Raw genomic sequence first — 26,157 nt, 5'->3', positions numbered from 1 at the left:
TACGTGTGCGTAGTGACGAGTAGGAGTGTCATATTCTACGTGTGAAGTAGAAATGGTGATACCACGTGCTTTCTCTTCAGGCGCGTTATCGATTTGATCGAAAGCCTGTGCGTTACCACCGTAAGTCTTTGAAAGAACTGTAGTGATTGCTGCAGTTAGCGTAGTTTTACCGTGGTCAACGTGGCCGATTGTACCCACGTTTACGTGGGGTTTCGTACGTTCAAACTTTTCTTTTGCCATTTTTCTCGTTTCCTAAGTTAAAAGTCCGACCCACCAATAGACCGGACCGAACCTTCATTTAGATTAAATTCTAGATTCAATAATAGCCTGCGCCACATTGTTCGGCGCCTCAGAATAATTGAAGAACTCCATTGAGTATGAAGCACGACCTTGTGTTTGTGAACGCAAGTCAGTTGCGTAGCCAAACATTTCTGAAAGCGGCACTTTAGCACGTATTATTTTAACACCTGCGACGCCATCTTCCATACCTTCGATCATGCCGCGGCGACGATTAATGTCACCAACTACATCACCCATCCAGTCTTCTGGAGTAGTCACTTCAACTTTCATTGTGGGTTCAAGTAACACCGGATTTGCTTCTGCGGCGCCTTTTTTGAAACCCATAGAGCCGGCGATCTTAAACGCCATTTCAGAAGAGTCAACATCGTGGTATGAACCGTCAAACAACGTAACCTTTACATCAAGTACTGGATACCCTGCAAGAACACCACTTCGCATCTGCTCCTGAATTCCTTTATCGACCGCTGGAATGAACTCTTTTGGTACCACACCACCGACGATTTCGTTCACAAATTCGTAGCCTGAACCTTCTTCTTGAGGCTCAATGCGCAGCCATACATGACCAAATTGGCCGCGGCCGCCTGACTGACGAACGAACTTCCCTTCAACTTCAACAGATTTACGAAGGGTTTCACGATAAGCAACCTGAGGGTTACCTACGTTACATTCAACTTTAAATTCGCGCTTCATGCGGTCGACAATGATATCAAGGTGAAGTTCACCCATACCTGAGATAATCGTCTGGCCAGTCTCGTCGTCAGTTTTTACTTTGAATGACGGATCTTCAGCTGCAAGCTTGCTTAGGGCTATGCCCATTTTCTCTTGGTCAGCTTGCGACTTAGGCTCAACCGCAATTGAAATTACCGGCTCTGGGAACTCCATACGCTCTAGCGTAATAACATGGTTAGGGTCACAAAGCGTATCACCGGTTGTTACATCTTTAAGGCCAATGGCCGCAGCGATGTCACCTGCGCGTACTTCTTTAATTTCTTCACGGTCTTTCGCGTGCATTTGCACAATACGACCAAAGCGCTCACGCTTGCCCTTAACAGGGTTGTAAACCGTATCACCCGTGTTTACTACACCAGAGTAACAACGGAAGAAGGTTAGCGTACCCACAAATGGGTCGGTCGCTATTTTAAATGCTAGCGCTGAGAACGGCTCATCATCGCTTGAATGACGCTCTGCTTCTGTCTCGTCTTTGTCGTCAAGTACACCAGTGATGGCCTTAACTTCTGTTGGAGACGGAAGATAATGAATAACAGAGTCTAGTACTGCCTGAACACCTTTGTTTTTGAAGGCACTGCCACAGGTGGCAAGAACAATTTCGTTGTTCAGCGTACGCTGACGAAGGCCTGAACGAATTTCTTCCTCAGAAAGCTCTTCACCTTCCAAGTATTTATTCATTAGCTCATCAGATGCTTCTGCAGCCGCTTCGATCATTTCGGTACGGTACTGCTCAGCGGTATCTAAATATTCAGCCGGAATGTCTTCATAGGTAAATGTCATACCCATGTCTTCTTCATTCCAGTTGATGGCTTTCATCTTCACAAGGTCGATGACGCCATGGAAATTCTCTTCAGCGCCCATGTTGATTTGAATCGGAACACAGTTTGCGCCTAAACGCTTGCGGATTTGACCCACAACACGTTCAAAATCAGCGCCAGCCCGGTCCATCTTATTAACGAACACAAGGCGTGGCACTTGATATTTGTCAGCCTGTCGCCAGACTGTCTCTGATTGAGGTTCTACCCCAGAAGACCCACAGAAAACAACAACTGCACCGTCTAGTACACGCAATGAACGCTCTACTTCGATAGTAAAGTCAACGTGTCCAGGGGTGTCGATGATGTTGATCCTGTGTTGATCGAACTGTTGCTCCATACCAGACCAGAAACAAGTCGTTGCAGCAGACGTGATAGTAATACCACGCTCCTGCTCTTGCTCCATCCAGTCCATGGTAGCAGCACCATCGTGCACTTCACCGATTTTGTGAGACAGTCCTGTATAAAACAGAACACGCTCTGTGGTCGTGGTTTTACCCGCGTCCACGTGAGCCACAATACCAATATTGCGATAACGCTCAATCGAGGTCTTACGAGGCATAAATCTCTCTCAGTTAAATAACGTTGATTACCAACGGTAGTGAGCAAACGCTTTGTTTGCTTCGGCCATACGGTGAACGTCTTCACGTTTCTTAACCGCTGAACCTTTATTATCTGCTGCGTCTAGCATTTCAGCCGCTAGGCGTTGTGCCATAGACTTTTCGCCACGTTTACGTGCAGCTTCAACCATCCAACGCATACCTAGCGCGTTACGACGAACTGGACGTACTTCAACTGGAACCTGATAAGTTGAACCACCAACACGACGAGACTTAACCTCTACTGTTGGGCGGATGTTATCAAGCGCTTCCTCGAAGATATCTAGGTGTGCTTTGCCGGTTTTTTCAGCAACAATATCAAGCGCACCGTAAACGATTTTTTCAGCGACTGACTTTTTGCCGTCGAGCATTACGACATTCATGAATTTCGCAAGCAGTTGTGAACCAAATTTTGGCTCTGGTAGGATTTTACGTTGACCTACGACTCTTCTTCTTGGCATTTTCTATTCTCCGTATGAATTCAGGGAAAACCCAAAACTCTTAAACTTCAGTTTGGCCTTACTAACGGAGAACCGTTATGACTTAGGCTTCTTCGCGCCGTATTTAGAACGGGCTTGTTTACGATCGTTTACACCTGCGCAGTCAAGAGTACCGCGAACTGTGTGATAACGAACACCTGGTAGATCTTTAACACGACCACCACGGATAAGCACTACACTGTGCTCTTGTAGGTTGTGACCTTCACCACCGATGTATGAAGAAACTTCAAAACCGTTAGTTAGACGTACACGACATACTTTACGTAGTGCAGAGTTTGGTTTCTTAGGCGTAGTAGTATATACACGAGTACATACACCACGTCTTTGTGGACAAGCTTGTAGAGCAGCTACGTTGCTTTTTTCAACGGGCTTTCTACGCGGCTTGCGCACTAACTGGTTAACTGTTGCCATTAACTAGCTCCTGATTAAAAACTACGAAAACCCAATCACTGTGATTGGGTCCATATTAATACGATTAATTGCTTAATCGCTCTTGTTTGTGAACATTGTGCTCGTCAACATTCACTGAGCGCTGATACAAAAAACCGCGACCGTTTATCGAGCCACTTGATGGCTATCCAAAATCGGGTCGCGGAATATTAAAGATCATCGCTCTGACTGTCAAGGTGTACAAAGGTTAAGCAGTTAATTTATCTGCAATCTGTACAACTAGACTGCCAAATTGTTAGGAGTACGTTAACGTACTCCTATGATCTTGCCTTATTCGGCAGTATCTTCGTCTGCACCAGCATTAAGCGCTTCGGTTAGTGCCTGTTCTGCTTCAGCAGCAGAAACTGACATTTCTTCGATTTGCTCTTTGCGACGTTGTGCACGGCGTTCGTGGTAAGCGAAACCTGTACCCGCTGGAATTAGTCGACCAACGATTACGTTTTCTTTCAGACCGCGTAGGTCATCTTCTTTACCCTGAACCGCAGCTTCAGTTAGAACACGTGTTGTTTCTTGGAACGATGCCGCTGAGATAAATGACTCAGTAGACAGTGACGCTTTAGTGATACCAAGCAGCTGTGTTTCGTACTGCGCTGGGATCTTGCCGTGTTTTTCAATTTCACGGTTAGCCACTTTAACGTTCGATACTTCAACCTGTTCGCCTTCAAGGAACTGCGTATCGCCTGGATTAGTGATAATGCACTTACGTAGCATCTGACGGATAACTACTTCGATGTGCTTATCGTTAATCTTAACACCCTGTAGACGGTATACTTCCTGAACTTCGTTCACGATGTAGTTTGCTACTGCTGAGATACCACGTAGACGTAGGATATCGTGCGGAGACTCTGGACCATCAGCGATAACTTCGCCTTTTTCCACTTTCTCACCTTCGAATACGTTAAGCTGACGCCACTTAGGAATCATCTCTTCGTATGCGTCACCCTCAGCAGGTGTAATTACAAGACGCTTCTTACCTTTGGTCTCTTTACCGAAGCCGATAGTACCTGAGATTTCTGCAAGGATTGCAGGCTCTTTAGGCTTACGTGCTTCAAATAGGTCCGCAACGCGCGGTAGACCACCCGTGATATCACGAGTCTTCGAGCTTTCCTGAGGAATACGTGCTAGCACGTCACCTTCGTTAGCCACTTTGCCTTCTTTCGCTTCGATGGTTGTGAAGCTTGGAAGACGAATTTCTTGAAGACCGAACTCGTCGCTTTCAAGAATTAGCTTAGGCTCTTTAGAGTTTACTTTCGCAAGGTCTTTAACAACGATACGGGTTAGACCAGTAAGCTCGTCTTGCTGCATTTCGGTGTTAGAGTCATCAATGTCTGCGAAGCTAATCTTAGCTGCACGTTCAGTGATGATTGGGTGACTATGCGGATCCCAGTTAGCAACAACGTCGCCAGCTGCAATAGTTGCACCGTCATCCACGCTAAGCACAGCACCGTAAGGTACTTTATAGCGCTCTTTCTCACGGCCTTGCTCGTCGATAACAGTAAGTTCTGTTGAACGAGAAACGATAACCACTTTGCCGTCAGAGTTACGTACGAATTTAGCATTGTGTAGCTTAAGGCTACCCGCAGTCTTAACTTGTACGCTGTTCTCAGCAGATGCTCTTGATGCCGCACCACCGATGTGGAACGTACGCATGGTAAGCTGTGTACCTGGCTCACCGATTGACTGTGCTGCAATAACACCAACCGATTCACCGCTACCCACCATGTGACCACGTGCAAGGTCACGACCGTAACACTTAGCACAAACACCGAAGTCGTTGTCACAAGTGATTACCGAGCGAACCATGATTTGGTCAACTGAGTTAGCTTCAAGCATGTCTACTAACGCTTCGTCTAGAAGAACGTTACGCTCTACTAGTACTTCGTTAGTACCTGGCTTAAGTACATCTTCTGCTACTACACGACCTAGTACACGCTCGCGTAGTGGCTCAACAACGTCACCACCTTCGATTAGTGGTGTCATTTGAACACCTTCGAATGTGCCACAGTCGTCGTTAGTGATTACCAAGTCTTGTGCAACGTCTACTAGACGACGCGTTAGGTAACCCGAGTTCGCTGTCTTAAGTGCGGTATCCGCAAGACCTTTACGAGCACCGTGAGTTGAGATGAAGTACTGTAGTACGTTCAGACCTTCACGGAAGTTCGCCGTAATTGGGGTTTCGATGATTGAGCCATCTGGCTTAGCCATCAGACCACGCATACCAGCTAGCTGACGAATCTGAGCGGCACTACCACGAGCACCCGAGTCGGCCATCATGTAAACAGAGTTAAATGATGATTGCTCTTCTTCTTCGCCATCGCGGTTAATTACGATGTCAGTCTTAAGGTTATCCATCATGGCCTTAGCAACTTTTTCGTTGGCATTTGACCAGATATCGATAACTTTGTTGTAACGCTCACCCGCGGTAACAAGACCGTTTTGGAACTGTTCCTGAATTTCGATAACTTCTGCTTCCGCTGCATCGATGATGTCTTTCTTAGCAGCAGGGATAACCATATCGTCGATACCAACAGACGCACCCGCGATCATCGCGTAATGGAAACCGGTATACATGATTTGGTCAGCAGCAATTACTGTGTCTTTCAGACCTAGCGTACGGTAACAAGCATTCAATAGTCTTGAAATTTGCTTCTTGCCCATCGCTTGGTTGATGATTTCAAACGGCAGACCCTTAGGAAGGATCAATGAGAAAATTGCACGACCAACAGTCGTGTCAGTTAACGTTACTTTCTCAGTTTTGTTGCCATCTTCATCGATGTCATATTCAGTAATACGTACTTTAACGCGTGAGTGAAGCTCAGCATTACCTGTACGGTATGCTTTTTCGGCTTCATTCGGGCTGGTAAATACCATGCCTTCGCCTAAGCCGTTTACTTTGTCACGCGTTAGGTAGTAAAGACCCAAAACAACGTCCTGTGAAGGTACGATGATTGGCTCACCATTCGCAGGTGACAGAATGTTGTTCGTTGACATCATTAGCGCACGAGCTTCTAGCTGTGCTTCGATTGTCAACGGTACGTGTACCGCCATTTGGTCACCATCGAAGTCGGCGTTGTACGCCGCACACACTAGCGGGTGAAGCTGAATCGCTTTACCTTCGATTAGTGTTGGTTCGAATGCTTGGATACCCAAACGGTGAAGTGTAGGTGCACGGTTAAGTAGTACCGGGTGTTCGCGGATAACGTCGTCTAGTACGTCCCAAACCTCTGGTGCTTCGCGCTCTACAAGCTTCTTAGCTGCTTTAATTGTTGTCGCAAGACCACGACCTTCAAGCTTACCGTAGATAAACGGCTTAAATAGCTCAAGTGCCATCTTCTTAGGAAGACCACACTGGTGAAGACGTAGCGTAGGACCAACGGTAATTACAGAACGGCCTGAGTAGTCAACACGCTTACCAAGAAGGTTTTGACGGAAACGACCTTGCTTACCTTTGATCATGTCTGCAAGCGACTTAAGTGGACGCTTGTTAGAACCGGTAATCGCACGACCACGACGTCCGTTATCTAGAAGCGCATCTACAGACTCTTGAAGCATACGCTTTTCGTTGCGTACGATGATGTCTGGAGCAGCTAGGTCTAGAAGACGCTTAAGACGGTTGTTACGGTTAATTACACGACGGTAAAGGTCGTTAAGGTCAGACGTTGCAAAACGGCCGCCATCTAGTGGTACTAGAGGACGTAAATCTGGTGGAAGTACCGGAAGAACCGTCATGATCATCCACTCTGGCTTGTTACCAGACTGTTGGAATGACTCAAGCAACTTAAGACGCTTAGTAATTTTCTTACGCTTAGTTTCAGAGTTGATTGAAGGCAGCTCTTCACGCATAGCCGCAACGTCTGCGTCTACGTCTAGTGCTGTAAGAAGATCGAATACTGCTTCAGCACCCATCTTCGCTTCAAACTCATCACCGTGCTCTTCAAGTGCATCCAAGTATTCTTCTTCGTTAAGAAGTTGGCTGCGCTCAAGCGTAGTCATACCTGGCTCTGTAACCACGTATGATTCAAAGTAAAGTACACGTTCAATATCACGAAGTGTCATATCTAGCATTAGGCCGATACGAGACGGAAGTGATTTAAGGAACCAGATGTGCGCTACCGGGCTAGCTAGCTCGATGTGACCCATACGCTCACGACGTACTTTAGTCAGTGTAACTTCAACGCCACACTTCTCACAGATAACACCACGGTGCTTAAGGCGCTTATACTTACCGCAAAGACACTCGTAGTCTTTAACCGGACCAAAGATACGCGCACAGAACAGACCGTCACGCTCAGGCTTGAACGTACGGTAGTTAATTGTTTCAGGCTTTTTAACTTCACCGAATGACCATGAACGGATCATGTCAGGTGAAGACAGACCGATTCGAATATTATCGAATTCTTCAGTCTTGTTTTGTTGCTTTAGAAACTTTAATAAGTCTTTCACATTACTCTCCCAGCGGAGTCAGTCTCTAGAGCCCGGCGCAAGCGCCGGGCCATCTCATAACATTACGTGGCTAACGCCGTATTACTTTTCTTCAAGCTCGATGTTGATACCCAACGAGCGAATTTCTTTAAGTAGTACGTTGAATGACTCTGGCATGCCAGGTTCCATTCTGTGGTCGCCATCGACGATGTTCTTGTACATCTTGGTACGGCCGTTAACGTCATCCGACTTAACGGTAAGCATTTCTTGAAGGGTATATGCTGCACCGTATGCTTCAAGTGCCCACACTTCCATCTCACCGAAGCGCTGACCACCGAACTGTGCTTTACCACCAAGAGGCTGCTGTGTAACAAGGCTGTAAGAACCAGTAGAACGCGCGTGCATTTTGTCGTCTACTAAGTGGTTCAGTTTCAGCATGTACATGTAACCAACCGTAACTGGACGCTCAAATTCACGACCGGTACGACCGTCAAACAAAGCAATCTGACCGCTTTCTGGAATATCAGCAAGCTTCAGCATTTCTTTGATTTCAGATTCACGAGCACCGTCGAATACAGGTGTTGCTACTGGAACACCCTTACGAAGGTTTTCCGCTAGACGACGAACTTCGTGGTCTGTGAAGCTATCGATGTCTACTTCTTGGTGATTCTCACCAAGCTCGTACACCTTCTTCAAGAAGTCGCGTAGTTCAGCCAGCTCGCGCTGCTCTTTAATCATGCGATCAATCTTCACACCAAGACCGTGTGCAGCCATACCCAAGTGCGTTTCTAGGATCTGACCGATGTTCATACGAGACGGTACACCTAGTGGGTTAAGAACGATATCTACCGGCGTACCGTTAGCATCGTATGGCATGTCTTCTACAGGCTGGATAGTCGAGATAACACCTTTGTTACCGTGACGACCGGCCATTTTATCACCCGGTTGGATGTGACGTTTAACCGCAAGGTAAACCTTAACGATCTTAAGCACGCCAGGTGCTAGGTCATCGCCTTGAGTAATCTTGCGACGCTTACCTTCAAACTTCTTATCGAAATCAAGTTTGATTTCAGCATGCTGATCAGCGATTTGGTCTAGCTCTAGCTGTGCATCTTCACTGTTAAGTGCGATTTCAAACCACTTTTCACGCGGCAGGCTGTCAAGCTTAGCTTGGTCAACACCAGCACGTAGAAGTGCAGTTTGTGCACGTGCAAAGATACCGTCTGCAAGAATTTCGAACTCGTCAGTAAGGTCTTTCTTAACCTGACGTAGCTGCATATCTTCAATTTCTAGCGCACGCTTGTCTTTCTCTACACCGTCACGGGTAAATACTTGAACGTCGATTACCGTACCGTGAACAGAGTTAGGTACACGTAGAGACGTATCTTTAACGTCAGACGCTTTCTCACCGAAGATTGCACGTAGTAGTTTTTCTTCTGGCGTAAGCTGCGTTTCACCTTTAGGCGTTACTTTACCTACAAGGATGTCACCGCCTTTCACTTCCGCACCAATGTAAACAACACCTGATTCATCAAGCTTGCTTAGTGCAGATTCACCCACGTTCGGGATATCAGAAGAAATTTCTTCTGGCCCAAGCTTAGTATCACGAGCGATACAGCTAAGCTCTTGAATATGGATAGTAGTAAAACGGTCTTCCTGCGCTACACGCTCAGAAATAAGGATTGAATCCTCAAAGTTGTAACCATTCCACGGCATGAACGCGATACGCATGTTCTGACCAAGTGCAAGGTCACCTAGGTCTGTTGAAGGACCATCAGCTAGCACGTCGCCTGCAACAATCGGGTCGCCAACACTACAAGTAGGCTTCTGATTGATACACGTGTTTTGGTTAGAACGAGTGTACTTAGTCAGGTTGTAGATATCGATACCTGCTTCACCTGGAAGCATTTCATCTTCGTCTACTTTAATAACGATACGGCTGGCATCTACGTAATCAACCACACCACCGCGCTTAGCAACTACAGTAACACCTGAGTCAACCGCGATAGTTCTTTCCATACCGGTACCAACTAGCGGCTTATCAGCGCGTAGTGTAGGTACTGCCTGACGTTGCATGTTCGCACCCATTAGTGCACGGTTCGCATCATCGTGCTCTAGGAATGGGATAATGCTTGCAGCAATTGAAACGATTTGCTGAGGTGAAACGTCCATGTACTTGATGTCTTCTTTCGGCATCAAGGTAGTTTCACCGCGGTGACGACATGGAATTAGGTCGTCAACCAACTCGCCTGCTTCAGTCAACGCGATGTTTGCCTGAGCGATTGCGAATTGACCTTCTTCAATTGCAGATAAGTAATCGATTTCGTCTGTTACCACACCGTCTACAATGCGACGGAACGGCGTTTCTAGGAAACCGAAGTCATTGGTACGCGCGAAGCTTGCCAATGAGTTAATTAGACCGATGTTCGGGCCTTCCGGCGTTTCGATTGGACATAGACGACCGTAGTGAGTCGGGTGTACGTCTCGAACTTCGAAGCCTGCACGTTCACGTGTAAGACCACCCGGGCCTAATGCAGAAATACGACGCTTATGCGTTACTTCTGATAGCGGGTTGTTTTGGTCCATGAACTGAGAAAGCTGAGATGAACCGAAGAACTCTTTAACCGCAGCCGAGATAGGCTTAGCGTTAATAAGATCTTGTGGCATCACGTTGTCTAGGTCGCCTAAGCTTAGACGCTCTTTAACTGCACGCTCAACACGTACAAGACCAACGCGGAATTGGTTTTCTGCCATTTCACCTACAGAACGGATACGACGGTTACCTAGGTGATCGATGTCATCTACTTCGTCTTTACCGTCACGAATCATTATTAGCTGCTTCATTACAGAAATAATGTCTTCTTTATCTAGTGTACCAGCACCAATAAGTTCTTCACGGCCAAGACGGCGGTTGAACTTCATGCGGCCAACAGAAGATAGGTCGTAACGTTCATCAGAGAAGAACAAGTTATCGAACAAGGTTTCAGCTGCATCTTTCGTTGGTGGCTCACCAGGACGCATCATACGGTAAATTTCAACTAGTGCTTCAAGGCGGTTAGTTGAAGAATCGATACGTAGCGTATCTGAAATGTATGAACCGTGATCTAGCTCGTTGATGTAAAGCGTTTCGAACTCTTTGATGCCCGCTTGGCTAAGTGCCGCTAGGTTTTCAAGGGTTAGTTCGTCGTTCGCGCTTACAATCACTTCGCCTGTGTCTTCGTTTACATAAGTAGCTGCGTAAACACGGCCAATTAGGTAATCGGCTGGAACTTCAAGTTCTGTAAGACCGGCTTTTTCTAGTGCACGCGTGTGGCGCGCAGAAATACGACGACCCGTTTCAACAACAACGTTGCCTTCACCGTCAATGATATCAAAAGCAGCCGTCTCACCACGTAGGCGATCTGGCACCACTTCCATCATTAGTTTGTCTTTGTCGATACGTACGCTTACTTTGTCGAAGAAAGTATCTAGGATTTCTTCAGACGTCATTTCAAGTGCGCGTAAGATAATCGTTGCAGGCAACTTACGACGACGGTCGATACGTACGAATAGGTTATCTTTCGGGTCAAACTCGAAGTCTAACCACGAACCACGGTAAGGAATTACACGTGCGTTATAAAGCACTTTACCTGACGAGTGGGTTTTACCTTTGTCGTGATCAAAGAATACACCAGGTGAACGGTGTAGCTGTGACACGATAACACGCTCTGTACCATTGATAACGAACGTACCGTTCTCAGTCATCAATGGGATCTCGCCCATGTACACTTCTTGTTCTTTAATATCTTTTACGGTACCTGGCGCAGCGTCTTTATCGAACAACACTAACCGTAGTTTTACTCTTAACGGAGCAGAGAAAGTTACGCCGCGAATTTGACATTCTTTAACGTCGAAAACGGGCTCTCCCAGGCGGTAGCTTACATACTGAAGCTCTGAACTACCTGAGTAGCTTTTAATTGGAAAAACGGAACGAAATGCTGCTTCCAAACCGTATTGAGCATCTGCATCGATCTCAATAAACTTTTTGAAAGAATCAAGCTGAATTGAAAGAAGGTATGGAATTTCCAATACCTGTGGGCGTTTGCCAAAATCCTTACGGATACGTTTCTTTTCGCTATAAGAGTAAACCATGGGTTCCTCAGCCTGCTGATTTATGACCCAACCTGCTGCAAAATGCTTTAAAACGCGTGCTATGGGCTAAAAGCTACGTTTCAAATGGCGCACTAAGCAACAAACTTCCACAACCCTTTTTCGGGCAGATACACCAGCATACAACAAAATTTAACCAATTATTAGTTAACTTGTTGGATTTTTATGCTTTTTATGGGTATTTCCGAATGGCGCTTTAAGTAGTGTAACCAAGGGTTAGATTCTACACACTATACAGCGCAAAAAGGCTGGTGGTTTAAAAAACCACCAGCCTTGCCGTCTCAGGCAATAATCTGACTATGTCAGATTACTTGATTTCTACTTCTGCACCAGCTTCTTCAAGCTCTTTCTTAAGTGCTTCAGCTTCATCTTTGCTTACGCCTTCTTTGATAGCTTTAGGAGCAGACTCAACTACTTCTTTAGCTTCTTTAAGACCTAGGCCAGTCGCGCCGCGAACTGCTTTGATAACTGCAACTTTGTTGCCACCGAATGAAGTCATTACAACGTCGAATTCAGTCTTTTCTTCTGCAGCAGCAGCGTCACCGCCAGCAGCTGGACCAGCAACAGCAACAGCAGCTGCAGCAGATACGTTGAATTTTTCTTCAGCCGCTTCGATTAGTTCAACCAGTTCCATTACTGGCATTTCAGCGATTGCGTTTAAGATATCTTCTTTAGTTAGAGCCATGTTCTCTAAACTCCTGGGTATAAAATGTTAAAAAAATCAATATGCCAAAAACGCCAATTACTTGGTGTCTTTGACCGCCGCCAATACGCGCACAAACTTGCCAGGAACTTCGTTGATTGTTTGAACGAATTTCCCAACTGGTGCTTTGAAGGTTGCAAGTAGTTTCGCAAGCGCTTCGTCGCGGGTAGGTAGTGCTGCAACTGCGTCCAATTTCTCTGGACCAAGAAGACCGCTACCAATAGATAGTGCTGTAACTTTTAGCTTATCGTTAGTCTTACCGAAGTCTTTGAAAAGACGTGCCGCACCGCCTGGTGCGTCGATAGAGAAACCATAGATAAGCGGACCAGTTAAGGCGCTGTCTAAGTCTGCAAATTGACTGTCTGCTAGAGCACGCTTTGCAAGAGTATTACGTACAACCTTTAGGTAGACGCCTTGCTCACGAGCTTTAACACGTAGGTCAGTCAGTTCTGCAACTTCCATCCCACGGTATTCAGCAACGGCTACGGATAGAGCGCGAGACGCAACTTCAGAAACTTCTGCTACGATCTCTTTTTTTGCTGCTAAACCTAGTGCCACTGAGTTCACCTCTTTGTATCTGACTTTGTTTGCGGTTACCCGCTTACGCCGTCAGGGTTCACAGATTGATACCAACCCTCATGGTTGATACCGCTCTACGGTGTTTGTTACCCCAGAGAGTCTGAGTCAAACCACCGTCTGCGCAGGTTGTTGTATTAAGCAGTGTGTTGACTGTGAAAGTTCTCTTACCTCTTTCACCACACCGCACCTGCGGTCTAGGACGGGAGCTGCTTATTAGCACTGCTAATTGTCACAGCTCCAACCCATAACCTTTAAGAGATTTCGATGAGCCTAAGCTCAGCGAAATTAAAGACCTACAGAAGCCTTATCAAGAGCAACACCAGCACCCATTGTAGTGCTTAGGCTGATCTTCTTGATGTATGTACCTTTAGCAGAAGAAGGCTTAGCTTTCTTAAGTGCTTCAAGTAGCGCTTCAAGGTTTTCTTGAATTTGGTTCGCTTCGAACGCGATCTTACCGATGCTAGCGTGGATGATACCGTTCTTATCGTTACGGTAGCGTACCTGACCAGCTTTAGCGTTCTTAACTGCCGTTGCAACGTCAGGCGTTACAGTGCCAGTTTTTGGGTTAGGCATAAGGCCACGTGGACCTAAGATTTGACCTAGTTGACCAACAACACGCATTGCGTCTGGGCTAGCAACTACTACGTCAAAGTTCATTTCGCCTTTCTTAACTTGCTCAGCTAGGTCATCCATACCAACGATGTCTGCACCAGCTTCTTTAGCTGCTTCAGCATTTGCACCTTGAGTGAATACTGCAACGCGAACGTCTTTACCAGTACCGTTAGGTAGTACAGTTGCACCACGAACGTTTTGGTCAGATTTCTTCGCATCGATACCAAGGTTAACAGATACGTCTACGCTTTCTGCGAACTTAGCTGTTGCTAGTTCTTTAAGAAGCGCTACTGCTTCGTTGATTTCGTACTCTTTAGTAGAGTCAACTTTGTCGCGGATTAGGCGAGCGCGTTTAGTTAATTTAGCCATTCGATTAGTCCTCTACGTTCAAGCCCATTGAGCGAGCAGAACCCGCGATAGTGCGTACCGCTGCATCTAGATCAGCTGCAGTAAGGTCTGGCTCTTTAGTTTTAGCAATCTCTTCCAACTGAGCGCGAGTAACTTTACCCACTTTTTCAGTGTTAGGACGGCCAGAACCACTCTTGATGCCCGCTGCTTTCTTAAGCAGGTAAGACGCAGGAGGAGTCTTAGTTTCGAATGTGAAAGAGCGATCTTCGTATACAGTAATTTCTACTGGTACTGGAGCGCCTTTCTCAAGGCTTTCTGTTTTCGCGTTGAAAGCCTTACAGAATTCCATGATGTTTACACCGTGTTGACCTAGTGCAGGACCAACTGGTGGACTTGGGTTAGCAGCGCCTGCTGCAACCTGAAGCTTGATAATACCGCTTACTTTTTTAGCCATTTTACATGCTCTCTTGTTTGGGTCTAACGCCTCGCAAATACAGAGATTATTTGCTCAATCGGCTTCCCGTTTCCGTTTAAAAGGGCGCGCATTATATAAGGTGATTAATTACTATGCAAGGGCTAATTAGAATAAAAAACCATCGAAAGGTCAGTATTTTTACGCTCTCGGCTTTTAACCGGAGACCTTATACAAAAAAGCCCCGTCAAACGGGGCTTTTTAAAAATGCTATACGGTAGCTTGGGTAGGCTTAGCCTTTTTCTACCTGACCAAATTCTAGGTCTACTGGAGTAGAACGACCGAAGATAAGTACCGATACTTTTACGCGGCTCTTTTCGTAGTCTACTTCTTCTACCACACCGTTGAAGTCTGCAAATGGGCCATCGATAACGCGAATAACTTCGCCTGGCTCGAACAGCGTCTTTGGTCTTGGCTTATCAACGTTCTCTTCAAGACGATTTAAGATAGCATCAGCTTCTTTCTGCGTGATTGGCATAGGACGATCAGATGTACCGCCGATGAAACCAAGTACGCGAGGTACGCTTTTCACTAAGTGCCATGACTCTTCAGTCATCGCCATTTCTACCAATACATAACCTGGGTAGAACTTACGCTCAGACTTACGCTTTTGACCAGCACGCATTTCTACTACTTCTTCTGTTGGTACTAGTACCTGACCAAAGTAGTCTTCCATGTTGTGCATTTTGATGTATTCAAGCAGGGTCTTCTTAACGCGAGACTCATATTGTGAATAGGCTTGAACTACGTACCATCTTTTCTTTACTGCTTCTTCTTCAGACATACGCTTATGCTCCTATTCCTGTAATAAAGCCAACTACACGAACGATGATGCCGTCTAGTCCCCATAAAATTAGTGCCATGATTAACGTCGCTGCTAGCACGATAAGTGTAGTTTGGTTCGCCTCTTGGCGAGTTGGCCACACAACCTTGCGAACTTCTGTGCGAGACTCTTTAGCAAAGCTCAAGAAGGTGCTACCTTTTTCGGTAGTTGCCGCGATGAAACCAGCTATACCAACAACTACAACAATTGCGATGGCACGGTATAGTACCGAGATCTCACCGTACATTGTATTAGCGGTTACTAAACCGGCAAGTAGTGCAAAAACCACTACCCATTTAAACATGTCCAATGCATTGGACTGATTTTCCGTCTTTTCGCTCATGTTACGATCCTAGCACTACAGCGTCGTTGTTTTACGCATCTAAAAAATGCGCAACTTAAAAATTCTTAGTTTAAGTAAATTTGGCAGGGGTGGAGGGACTCGAACCCCCAACCATCGGTTTTGGAGACCGCTGTTCTACCAATTCGAACTACACCCCTGTGGTGTCTAAAAGACAAAATTTACTTACACTGCCCTTGTGAGTTGTGCGTCTTTTCTAAGGAAAGTGCGGTATCGCAAGGGAGGGACGCGTATTATACTTAACCACTTTCAAGATACAAGCGGTTTATCCATCCCATCTGCGATTGAACGCTAATTCGCGCCTTACCTATTCAACGCCTATAAATCCGCCCGTTTGGTGTGCCCAAAGCTTGGCATATATCCCATCATGCGCAATAAGCTCGGCATGGGTCCCCTGCTCTACAATATTGCCCTTATCCAGAACAAGTAACCTGTCCATTTGCGCAATGGTCGACAAGCGATGCGCAATAGCCAGCACGGTTTTGCCTTCCATCACTTTATCCAAACAGGCTTGAATGGCTGCTTCAACTTCTGAATCTAGCGCCGATGTGGCTTCGTCTAGTACCAGCACGGGCGCGTCTTTCAGTAACACGCGGGCAATAGCAATGCGCTGGCGCTGACCGCCTGAAAGCTTAACGCCTCGCTCACCTACATGCGCGTCGTACCCTGTTCTACCGTGACTATCGGTAAGCGTAAGAATAAAGTCGTGGGCTTCGGCCTGTTTGGCTGCACGGATCATATCTTCTTCTGTCGCGTCGGTTCGACCGTAAAGGATGTTGTCGCGTACGGAGCGGTGCATCAGTGAAGTATCTTGTGTCACCATGCTGATTTTGGCGCGAAGGGTCTCTTGGCCTACTTCAGTAATATCTTGGCCGTCAATGACAATGCGACCACTCTGGGTATCGTAAAAACGCATGAGCAAATTAACCAATGTCGATTTACCCGCGCCAGAACGGCCCACTAAGCCCACTTTTTCTCCGGGCTTAATGGCTAAATCCAAGTTAGTGAACACATCAATAGGTTTGTTGTCTGCACCTGAATAAGAAAAATGCACATTATCGAAATTAATCCCGCCGCCATTTACCTTTAACGCGTCGGCTTTTGGCTTGTCTTTTACTGCAATAGGCTGCGCTAGTGTATTCATGCCGTCCTGCACCGTGCCTAAGTTTTCGAACAAACCTGATACTTCCCACATAACCCAGTGCGACATACCGTTTAGTCGCAAACACAGACTAATAGCGATGGCGATATCGCCCGGGCTCGCAATGTTCTCCATCCACAGATACACAGATAGCGCACCAACGGTGAAAATAAGAATGGCGTTAGCCATTTCCACGCAGAATTCCAACACGGTGACCAAACGCATTTGGGGGTAAACCGTTTTAAGAAAACCATCCATGCTTTCTTTAGCGTAATCCGCTTCGCGGCGACTGTGTGAAAACAGCTTCACAGTGGTGATATTGGTATAGCTATCAACAATACGTCCGGTCATTAATGAGCGCGCGTCGGCTTGCTTTTGCGAGACTTCTTTTAGTTTAGGCACCAGCACTTTTAAAATGCCGATGTACACAAAGAACCACACGATAAGCGGCATGGCTAAGCGCCAGTCAGTGCTGAAAATAAGCACTACCATAGAGATAAAATAAACGCTGATGTACACCAGCAAATCGAGAACCTTGGTTACAGTCTCTCTTACCGATAGTGCAGTCTGCATCACCTTGGTGGCCACACGGCCGGCAAACTCATCGTGAAAGAAGGTTAAACTTTGTCCAAGCAAATAGCGGTGCGCTTGCCATCTAATGCGCATGGGGTAGTTCCCCATCAAGGACTGACGAGAAAACAACGAGCGCAACAAAATAAACAATGGAATAAAAACGAGAACGGTTAAACCCATGCCAATGAGGGTAAATTTTTGGTCCGCTAAAAACGTGGCTCGGTTTTGATCAGAGAACCAGTCAACTAACTGCCCTAAAAAGCCGAAAAGCGCCACTTCTAACATGGCAACAATGGCACTTAGCACGGAAACAGTAAGGATTACGCCCCACATGCCTTTTGTGTAGTATTTACAAAATGCAACGATACCTGTTGGCGGTTGGGTAGGCGGCGTGTCGGGGAAAGGCTGGGTCAGCTTTTCAAAAAATGAAAACATGTAGAACTCGTTAATTATTCAGTGACAGAGCACGTTTACGTATGCCCCAAATTGCTGGGTCACAATTCTACACGATAACTGAAAGTGTGTTGAACTTTGCGGTGCTTTTTTACCGCAAAGCTCATTTAATATTGGTTAATATTTGGCAAAGCCAATTGCTTAATGAAGCGCTTAGTGAAGGGATTTGTAAAGGGCTTATCAAAAATCAGTCGAAGCATGGCTAAATTTCTGCAAACCTTCACTCTGCAAAGCCTAATTTAGCCAGTATGCCTTCTACTTTTTCAACATGTTCAGCCTGCCATTGTTCAAGTGACATAGAGCCGTCTTTCTGGGCACGTTTTTGAGCAATGTCATAGGCTGCTAGCGCCTCATCTTTTGGAATTACTGCAATGCCCTCTTCGTCTGCAACAATGATATCTCCGGCGCGAACAGTTACACCAGCACAGGTAATCGGCTCATTTAACGGGGCTATACACTTTTTGGCTCCTGGCTTGGGTATAACGCCCCTGGCAAATACCGGGAATTTGTTGTCACGGGTTTCAGCAAGATCGCGTATAACACCATCAATCACGAAGCCTTTAATGCCGCGAGACTGGGCTATCGCGCAGACGTTACCGCCCGCAACAGCGAATTCATCATCGGCTTCAACCACAATAACGTCACCGGGGCTTGCGCGATATATCGCCGCATGCAGCATAAGATGGTCTCCCGGCTCACACTTAACGGTAAATGCTGGACCCGCAATGCGTGGCATGCCTTCCCACAATGGTTTTATCGCATAGTGCATGAACTGCTCTCTTGGCAGCGCATCGGCGTACTCACAGGGTGATACGCTATCGAAAGGGATATTGTGTAAGTCCATCGCCGTTCCTTGAATGTTGTAGTGTGTGAAAAAAACACTATAGCGAAATTAGCCCTACAAGTTGTTACAAGCTGTGTATTTTCACTATAAACACTTTTTCTATCCCCCCCGCCATGCTAAAAATTAGTAAAAAGCGTGCACGCAATACGCCACACCATTCTTTCGAAGGGATGCACAGGTTTCGCAACGCACTAAAACAATAAGCGGCAAGCCCAAATGTCGCCCAATAAAATGAAAAGGAAAACTCGACATGTTACGTAGCGTTTTAAGCTTAAGCGTGGCACTGGCCCTCACGGCTTGTAGCCCACAAAATTCATCCACAGAACAACAGACACAAAGCGCGGCTACCGAAGAGGCTCAACAACAGCTTTCTTCAGGTGTCATTAAAGAAAATATGGATCTGTCTGTTGACCCGGGTGATGACTTTTTCCGCTACGTAAACGGCAAGTGGTTTGATAATTTTGAAATACCGGCAGATAAATCGAGCTACGGTTCTTTCGTGATCCTTCGCGATGAAGCACAAGATCACGTTATGGATATTATAAAATCGTCTGCCGAAGGCGACTTTAAAGCGGGCAGCGACGAGCAAAAAGTCGGTGATTTTTACCGTGCCTATATGGACATGGAAACCCGCAACGAACTTGGTATGACACCGCTAAAGCCTGAGTTAACTAAGATTGATGCCATTGAAGACTACACCGACCTTGCTGAGTATTTCGCTTATGCAGCTCGCTATGGCTACGGTACGCCGTTCAGCCTAACTCAATACCCTGATCTTAAGTCGCCAAAAGAATATTTAATGTACACGTGGCAGTCGGGCTTAGGCCTTCCTGAGCGCGAGTACTACTTCAAGGACGACGAAACATCACAAACCATTCGCGATGCCTACGTTAAACATATTCAAACCATGTTTGAGCTGGCGGGTTTCGACGCGCCTAAAGAAAGTGCGGATATGCTGTTCGCACTTGAGACTAAAATTGCTCAGCTACATATGAAAAAAGAGCAGGCCCGTAACTTTGCTGCCAACTATAACAAACTGACAATTGAAGAACTTAAAGCGTTAATGCCTAAGTTCGACTGGGACGCTTATCTTACTGAAGCGGACATTAGCGACATTCCTTCACTAGGCATCCTGCAAAAAGACTACATGCAAAACATTGATGGCGTTATTGCAGATACTTCACTGGAAGATTGGAAAACGTTCCTTAAGTGGGGCTTGTTAAATGCTTCAGCCAGTCGCTTAAATGCCGAGCTTGATGAAGCAAACTTCAATTTCTACAGCAAAGTGCTTCGCGGTGTTGAAGAGCAACAGCCACAATGGCGTCGTGCAGTAAGCCTTTCAAATTCCCATGTAGGCGAGCTAATCGGTAAGGTTTATGTGAAACAGCACTTCCCGCCTGAAGCGAAAGATCGCATGATGGAAATGGTTAATAACCTGTTGTTAGCTTACAAAGAAAGTATCGAAAATCTTGATTGGATGACAGATGAAACCCGCGCACAAGCACTAGACAAGCTGTCTAAGTTTACCGTGAAAATTGGTTACCCAGACCAGTGGAGAGACTATTCAGCGCTGACAGTTAATGCCAGTGACCTGTTTGGAAACCTAAAGCGTTCTTCGGACGTGCTGTACGAAGAAATGCTTAAGAAACAAGGCGGCCCAGTGTGGACCCATGAATGGGGCATGACACCACAAACTGTTAATGCTTACTACAACCCTCCGCTAAACGAAATTGTATTCCCTGCGGCTATCCTTCAACCTCCGTTCTTTGACATGAACGCCGAAGATGCGGTTAACTACGGTGGCATTGGCGCGGTAATTGGTCATGAAATTGGCCATGGTTTTGATGATTCAGGGTCAACCTTTGACGGTGACGGCGTTCTGCGAAACTGGTGGACTGACGAAGATCGCGGCGAGTTTGAAGCACGCACTGCAAACTTGATTGAACAGTATAACCAGTTTGAGGTTCTGCCTGACTTGCACGTGAACGGTGAATATACTCTAGGTGAAAACATCGGCGACCTTGGCGGCATCAGCATCGCACTTAAAGCTTACCACCTGTCTCTTGATGGTGAAGAAGCCCCTGAACTAGACGGTTTCACTGGCGACCAGCGTGTATTCATTGGTTACGGCCAGGTTTGGGCAAGCAAATATCGCGAAGAGGCGTTGCGCAGCCAAGTACAAACCGATACCCATTCACCTACGAAGTTCCGCACTAACGGTGCTGTTCGCAACGTACCTGAATTCTACGAAGCGTTTAACGTGACCGAAGAAGATGCGTTGTATTTACCACCAGAAGAACGCGTAAAAATTTGGTAATTCGCGCACATTGAATAGCGCATATAAAATTCGATAGCTAAAGCCCCATGTTTGCTTCACCAAACTGGGGCTTTTTTTGTCGTGTTGAAGTGTATGACCGAGCAGTTTCAAAAAGGCTAAATATGAAGGTAAGAACAACTATTGTCTTTAGCAGCTTAGCGTTGATTTACCTGGCGACGCTGCCGCTTACCCCCTACGTGGCGCAATTCTTACCCAAAGCCCTGCCTATTGTGGTACTGGCAGTTTTCGCCTATACAAAACTTAGCGCCATGCCGCGATACATGGTGTTGACGGCGTTACTTTTTAGTCTTGCCGGAGATGTTAGTCTGGCCTTGCCCTTTGCTGATAGTTTTATTACCGGCTTGGCGTGCTTTTTTGTTGCCCATTTAACGTATGCTATGTGTTTTGCGTTGCTGCATCGCCGCCTAGTAGAAACGCCCGGCGACCATATCATTTCGCGCAAACCAAAGTGGTTCATTAGTATTATTATGGTTAGCTTTGCCGTAATGATGGCAGTGCACATTCTGCCAGCGTCGAAAGCCTTATTTTACCCTGTAGTCGCCTATATTAGCGTAATCACACTGATGGGTTTAACCGCAGTGTGGTTGGCTCAAACTAAGCTGATCGTAACCGGTGCGTTACTTTTTGTGATATCAGATGCCATTCTCGCCCAGTCGGTTTTCAAAACCCCGCTTCCACTGTCTACCTTTTGGGTAATGACAACTTACTTTGGAGCCCAATATTGCTTAACCATGGGGCTTGTTGATGCGTTTTTGAGAAAAGAGAACAGGCAGGAAGAAAAGGGTCAGGCCTAGTTAGACAGCGAAGTTAAAACGTCTATCGCCAAACCGGCTTTTTCAGCTGGCACGAAAATATGGTCGTGATAATAAGCGGCCACCACGTTGGCGCTAACTCCTGCCTTACCCAGCGCAGTGGACATAGCTGCAGTCATGCCTACCGCTTCCAAACTAGAATGCACTTCACAGGTTATACAGCGGTAATAACCTTCAAATTGCAAGTTAGCTTTCTCGGCTGCGGCAACCGGAAGAATAAGCGTGGTGCCCTCGCGTTCCTGAAACATACCCTTAGCTACTGAAATTAACGCACTAGTTAATCTGTCAGCAGGCAAGGTAGTGAAAACGTAAACTTCACTACTCGCCACAGGATTCAGATTTTTCAGTAACACGCTCAAGTCAGTTTCAGCGACCACACTCACCTTCCATTGAATAACGTCAGTACTTAGATCTAAGAGCGCATATTAAAGCTTTCGGGCTCTAATACGTTTTCCTTTGATCTTTCCTTCTCTAAAGTGCGCCATGGCTTTTTTCACGCTTCGCGTTTTCACTGCGACAAAACTCATGCTGTTTTGCACTTTAATTTTGCCCAAGTCGTCGCCAGGAATGCCCGCATCTTTGGTAAGTGCACCCACCAGATCGCCTGGGCGAAGCTTTTCTTTTTTACCCGCGCTTAGTGAAATACAGGTAAATTCAGGCTGAGTAATTTTGTTTTTATGAAAACGCAGGCTTTGTGCGCCTTTAAGTGGAATATCGCTTTCTTGCAATACTTCTATTTTTCGCAAGAAGTGCTCTTCGTCATCGCTGACTAGCGTTACCGCCATGCCCTGTGCGCCTGCTCGCGCCGTGCGACCAATGCGGTGAATATGGGTTTCCGGCTCTTCACTTACCGTATAATTAATTACGCAGGCAACATCATCAATATCCAGCCCTCGCGCAGCTACATCGGTGGCAACAAGTACTTGTAGCGCATCGCTGGCGAACTGCATTAGCACCGATGTGCGTTGATGCTGTTCCAAGTCCCCCTGAAGTCCAGCTGCGCTAAAGCCATCTTCGATAAGCTCCTCAACTACTTCATTTACCTGAACCTTGCGGTTACAAAATACAATGGCATTTTTAGGTTGGTAGTGGGTAAGTACCGCTTTAAGCGCCTGAGTGCGTGTGTGCGGGAGCACGTTGTAGCCCAATTGGGTGATAGCGGGTTTACTGTCTTGAGACTCAACTTTACAGGTTACCGGGTTGTGCAGGTACTGCTTGGCTACACGCTCAATTTGTTCCGTAAAGGTTGCAGAAAACAATAGGGTTTGCACTTGTTTTGGCGTTTGACCGAAAATAATGCGTAAATCGTCTTCAAAGCCCATATCTAACATGCGATCGGCTTCATCGAGGACACGCAACTTTACGTTACTTAGGTCAATTCGACGCTTTTCCACATGGTCCATTACGCGACCCGGCGTGCCCACAATGATGTGCGGGCTATGTTTCAGTGACTGAATCTGCGGCCCCATAGGCTGGCCACCACATAACGTGGTCACTTTAATATTACCGATGTTCTTAGCCGCCGAACGGCACTGCTGAGCCACTTGATCAGCAAGCTCTCGGGTAGGACAAAGTATGATGGCCTGCGTGGTAAAATCATTCACTTCTACGTGCTGCAAGGCAGGAATTACAAAGCACAGAGTCTTGCCGCTGCCCGTCTGCGCTTGGCCTATCACATCTTTCCCCTGCAACGCCTCAGGGAGCGATTGTGCCTGTATAGGGGAAAGTTGGTAAATGCCTTGTGAGTCTAGCGCCTTGGTGATGGCAGGGTTTATATCTAAATGCTTAACTGTTTCAACTGTCATTAATTTGGGTTCCAAAGGTGCACTACACCATGTTCGGTATGATGAGCTATGCCGTATTCTTGGGACACCATGTCACTCCAGGAAGAAAGCTGCTCATTAAACTTGTCACTCATTTTCACACCGGCCGCCGCTAACTTGAGCTTCTCTAAAACCAAAACACAGGTGTCTTTCTTTGACAGTGCTAGGTAGGCCGTTGAAATGTCGTACTTACTCGATAGGGTTATTGTCTCACATTTAAATTGTTTTGGGTTACATCCAAAGTCAATTGCCCCCTGAGAACCGAAAATAGTATCAATTTCGTTGTTGATCAGTGCATCCACTAATGCCTGCCACGAATCATAGGCTTTTACTTTGAAGCCATTCTCTATCGCAACATTATAGCGGTAGTCTTCCAATAAGGTACCAACCCTGAAGTTCTTTGGTACGTTGGCAAAGGATTCAAAATAGGGCTTATCAATGCCGTACAGTCCATGAAGGTTTCTTGATACCGGCGTTACCCAGTGAAACACGCTTTCTCTTTCATGCGTGCGAATTACTGAGAATACCAATACGTTAGACTTGGTCATTGCTTCCTTTGCAATACGTTCCCATGGCGCGGAAAGGATACTCTGCTTTAGCGTCATCTCATCTAATATGTCTCTGACCAAGTCTGCTGCAATACCTTTAAGCTTTCCTCGCTCTCCCACCTCTGAAAAAAGTGGCACAATGTCGGCGATGACCCAAAGATTGTCGGTATTAGCATGCAGCTCACCTGCTAAGCTTAGTGTTCCAAAAGTAAGTATTGTGGCTGGGAAAGATGCTTTCAGTTCATCCCGTATAGCGCTAGCAAGCAATGTGAAGTTGTCTGAACCTTTGTATTGAGCAATCAGTTCGCTCAACCGCTCTGCAAAATCGGCAGAATCTTCACTTTTGCTCAGTGCGATATAGCTCACTGCTATTGTCGTTGCCTGACTGCCCGCATTCGGCGTACATCGAACATTATTTCCACATTCAAAGGCAAATAGCGGCGTGATCCAAAAATAACTATCTTCGTTATTTTCATCTCTGATCAAATTGATAAGGACGTCAGCTTTATTCGATATAGTGTCAGTAGCAGGCGTTAAATCAATGCCATTTTTTGATAAGGCATTTTTAAACACTGTGAGTGAGTAAGATTGAATACTCTGCTTCTCAGAGGGAGATAGGGTACTTGGTAAATCGGGGGCGTGAGAGTAAGAGAATGCTTGTGCCCAAGTGGATGAACTCCACAGGGCACATAAACAGACAATAACAACAAAAACTACGCTTGAAATGCCTTTTCTAATTTCCACTGCAACGTTTGCCCCGCATAAAATGGAACCATATCGGTGCCATCAGCTAGGGTTACTTGTTCTGGCACCGTCCACGACTCTTTCACTAATGTCATTGTAGTCGTATTTCGTGGTAAACCATAAAAATCTGCACCGTAATGGCTAGCAAATCCTTCAAGCTTATCTATTGCGCCTAGCTGCTCGAACACTTCGGCATAAAGCTCAATTGCAGACCATGCGCTATAACAACCCGCGCAGCCGCAAGCATTTTCTTTTTTATGTTTTGCATGAGGTGCCGAGTCGGTACCTAGGAAGAATTTTTTGTTGCCGCTTGCCACCATATCGCGCAACGCTTTCTGATGCGTGTTGCGTTTTAGCACTGGCAAGCAATAGTTATGAGGGCGTACGCCGCCAACCAGTAAATCGTTGCGGTTTAACAATAAGTGCTGAGGGGTAATGGTGGCTCCAACAAATTCGCTGGCGCCCGCTACGAAGCTTGCGGCATCTGCTGTCGTAATATGCTCAAACACCACTTTCAGCTTAGGGAATGCGTCAACGATAGGCCCTAAATGGGTATCAATAAATACTTTCTCACGGTCAAAAATATCAATGTGATGCTCTGTCACTTCACCGTGTATCAACAATAGCAAACCTTGCTCTTGCATGGCTTGGAATACGGGGTATAAAGCCTGAATGCCTTTTACTGCGGCGTCTGAATTAGTAGTGGCCCCTGCAGGATATAGCTTACACGCAGTTACGCCCGCTTGTTTTGCATCGATAATGTCTTGAGGTGTAGTTTGATTAGTAAGGAATAAGGTCATTAGTGGCTCAAAGCTACTGCCTTTAGGTCGCGCAGCTTCAATTCGCCCTTTGTACGCCATGGCCATTTCAGCATTAACCACCGGTGGTACAAGGTTTGGCATAACAATAGCGCGCTGGAAACAACGTGCGGTTGCAGGCACTGTTTCAGCTAGCATTTCGTTATCGCGAAAGTGAAGGTGCCAATCGTCTGGCGTAGTAATGGTGAGCGTTTGCATGCC

General features: G+C 46.3%; 20 protein-coding genes and 1 tRNA gene. 2 read left to right on the top strand and 19 right to left on the bottom strand.

Annotated features, from left to right (window positions below; translation table 11 throughout):
• The 15 genes from AWH61_RS13480 to AWH61_RS13405 form a co-directional block, all read right to left on the bottom strand.
• Positions 1–240: GTP-binding protein (locus AWH61_RS13480; protein ID WP_249922618.1), on the bottom strand; the 240-nt coding region annotated here is incomplete at its 3' end.
• A 63-nt stretch (positions 241–303) separates the two neighbouring features.
• Positions 304–2,406: an elongation factor G gene (gene fusA, locus AWH61_RS13475; RefSeq protein WP_014951035.1), complete on the bottom strand. Its 2,103-nt coding sequence runs from the start codon at positions 2,404–2,406 to the stop codon at positions 304–306.
• 27 nt (positions 2,407–2,433) lie between these two features.
• The gene (gene rpsG / locus AWH61_RS13470) at positions 2,434–2,904 is read right to left on the bottom strand and encodes a 30S ribosomal protein S7 (RefSeq protein ID WP_014951036.1); all 471 of its coding nucleotides are present in this window, start codon (positions 2,902–2,904) and stop codon (positions 2,434–2,436) included.
• Positions 2,905–2,979: 75 nt separating this feature from the next.
• Positions 2,980–3,354, bottom strand: a complete 375-nt coding sequence (gene rpsL / locus AWH61_RS13465) for a 30S ribosomal protein S12 (protein WP_014951037.1) — start codon at positions 3,352–3,354, stop codon at positions 2,980–2,982.
• Positions 3,355–3,663: 309 nt separating this feature from the next.
• Positions 3,664–7,836 (bottom strand): DNA-directed RNA polymerase subunit beta', encoded by a 4,173-nt coding sequence (gene rpoC, locus AWH61_RS13460; RefSeq protein ID WP_039229319.1) that lies wholly within the window; start codon positions 7,834–7,836, stop codon positions 3,664–3,666.
• 81 nt (positions 7,837–7,917) lie between these two features.
• A complete protein-coding gene (gene rpoB / locus AWH61_RS13455; RefSeq protein ID WP_014977618.1) occupies positions 7,918–11,946 on the bottom strand; it encodes a DNA-directed RNA polymerase subunit beta in 4,029 nt (1,342 codons plus the stop codon).
• Between the two features lie 325 nt (positions 11,947–12,271).
• Positions 12,272–12,649, bottom strand: a complete 378-nt coding sequence (gene rplL / locus AWH61_RS13450) for a 50S ribosomal protein L7/L12 (RefSeq protein ID WP_015068303.1) — start codon at positions 12,647–12,649, stop codon at positions 12,272–12,274.
• Positions 12,650–12,706: 57 nt separating this feature from the next.
• Entirely contained in the window at positions 12,707–13,225 is a 519-nt protein-coding gene (rplJ, locus tag AWH61_RS13445; RefSeq protein WP_014951041.1) for a 50S ribosomal protein L10, read from the bottom strand.
• A gap of 306 nt (positions 13,226–13,531) precedes the next feature.
• On the bottom strand, positions 13,532–14,227 hold the full coding sequence (gene rplA, locus AWH61_RS13440) for a 50S ribosomal protein L1 (RefSeq protein ID WP_014951042.1): 696 nt from the start codon (positions 14,225–14,227) through the stop codon (positions 13,532–13,534).
• 4 nt (positions 14,228–14,231) lie between these two features.
• A complete protein-coding gene (gene rplK / locus AWH61_RS13435; RefSeq protein WP_014951043.1) occupies positions 14,232–14,660 on the bottom strand; it encodes a 50S ribosomal protein L11 in 429 nt (142 codons plus the stop codon).
• A gap of 250 nt (positions 14,661–14,910) precedes the next feature.
• A complete protein-coding gene (nusG, locus tag AWH61_RS13430; RefSeq protein WP_014951044.1) occupies positions 14,911–15,462 on the bottom strand; it encodes a transcription termination/antitermination protein NusG in 552 nt (183 codons plus the stop codon).
• 4 nt (positions 15,463–15,466) lie between these two features.
• The gene (secE, locus tag AWH61_RS13425; protein WP_014951045.1) at positions 15,467–15,844 is read right to left on the bottom strand and encodes a preprotein translocase subunit SecE; all 378 of its coding nucleotides are present in this window, start codon (positions 15,842–15,844) and stop codon (positions 15,467–15,469) included.
• An 81-nt stretch (positions 15,845–15,925) separates the two neighbouring features.
• Positions 15,926–16,002: transfer RNA gene (locus tag AWH61_RS13420), tRNA-Trp, on the bottom strand.
• A 167-nt stretch (positions 16,003–16,169) separates the two neighbouring features.
• Complete coding sequence (locus AWH61_RS13415; protein ID WP_075177313.1) at positions 16,170–18,011, bottom strand: ABC transporter ATP-binding protein; 1,842 nt, start codon at positions 18,009–18,011, stop codon at positions 16,170–16,172.
• Between the two features lie 238 nt (positions 18,012–18,249).
• Positions 18,250–18,873, bottom strand: a complete 624-nt coding sequence (locus AWH61_RS13405; RefSeq protein ID WP_075177311.1) for an RraA family protein — start codon at positions 18,871–18,873, stop codon at positions 18,250–18,252.
• Between the two features lie 250 nt (positions 18,874–19,123).
• Here AWH61_RS13405 and AWH61_RS13400 point away from each other — a divergent pair, with 250 nt between their 5' ends.
• Entirely contained in the window at positions 19,124–21,190 is a 2,067-nt protein-coding gene (locus tag AWH61_RS13400; RefSeq protein WP_075177310.1) for a M13 family metallopeptidase, read from the top strand.
• Positions 21,191–21,312: 122 nt separating this feature from the next.
• A complete protein-coding gene (locus AWH61_RS13395) occupies positions 21,313–22,005 on the top strand; it encodes a lysoplasmalogenase (RefSeq protein ID WP_075177330.1) in 693 nt (230 codons plus the stop codon).
• On the opposite strand, the gene AWH61_RS13390 is transcribed toward AWH61_RS13395, so the two are convergent.
• From AWH61_RS13390 to pyrC, 4 genes are read right to left on the bottom strand one after another with little or no spacing between them, the layout of a single operon-like run.
• Positions 22,002–22,400, bottom strand: coding sequence for an ACT domain-containing protein (locus tag AWH61_RS13390; protein WP_075177309.1), 399 nt, complete (start codon positions 22,398–22,400; stop codon positions 22,002–22,004). The two genes, AWH61_RS13395 and AWH61_RS13390, sit on opposite strands and share 4 nt — an antisense overlap.
• Positions 22,401–22,448: 48 nt before the next feature.
• The gene (gene dbpA / locus AWH61_RS13385) at positions 22,449–23,828 is read right to left on the bottom strand and encodes an ATP-dependent RNA helicase DbpA (protein ID WP_014951051.1); all 1,380 of its coding nucleotides are present in this window, start codon (positions 23,826–23,828) and stop codon (positions 22,449–22,451) included.
• The gene (locus AWH61_RS13380; protein ID WP_075177308.1) at positions 23,828–25,138 is read right to left on the bottom strand and encodes a substrate-binding periplasmic protein; all 1,311 of its coding nucleotides are present in this window, start codon (positions 25,136–25,138) and stop codon (positions 23,828–23,830) included. Before AWH61_RS13380 ends, dbpA begins: the two co-directional genes overlap by 1 nt.
• The gene (pyrC, locus tag AWH61_RS13375; protein ID WP_014951053.1) at positions 25,108–26,154 is read right to left on the bottom strand and encodes a dihydroorotase; all 1,047 of its coding nucleotides are present in this window, start codon (positions 26,152–26,154) and stop codon (positions 25,108–25,110) included. Before pyrC ends, AWH61_RS13380 begins: the two co-directional genes overlap by 31 nt.
• Between the last annotated feature and the right edge of the window lie 3 nt (positions 26,155–26,157).

Source organism: Alteromonas sp. W12 (assembly GCF_001924945.1).
In the GTDB taxonomy this organism is placed as follows: domain Bacteria; phylum Pseudomonadota; class Gammaproteobacteria; order Enterobacterales; family Alteromonadaceae; genus Alteromonas; species Alteromonas macleodii.
Note: the sequence above shows the minus strand (reverse complement) of the source record. Positions and strands in the feature narration are given on the sequence as shown.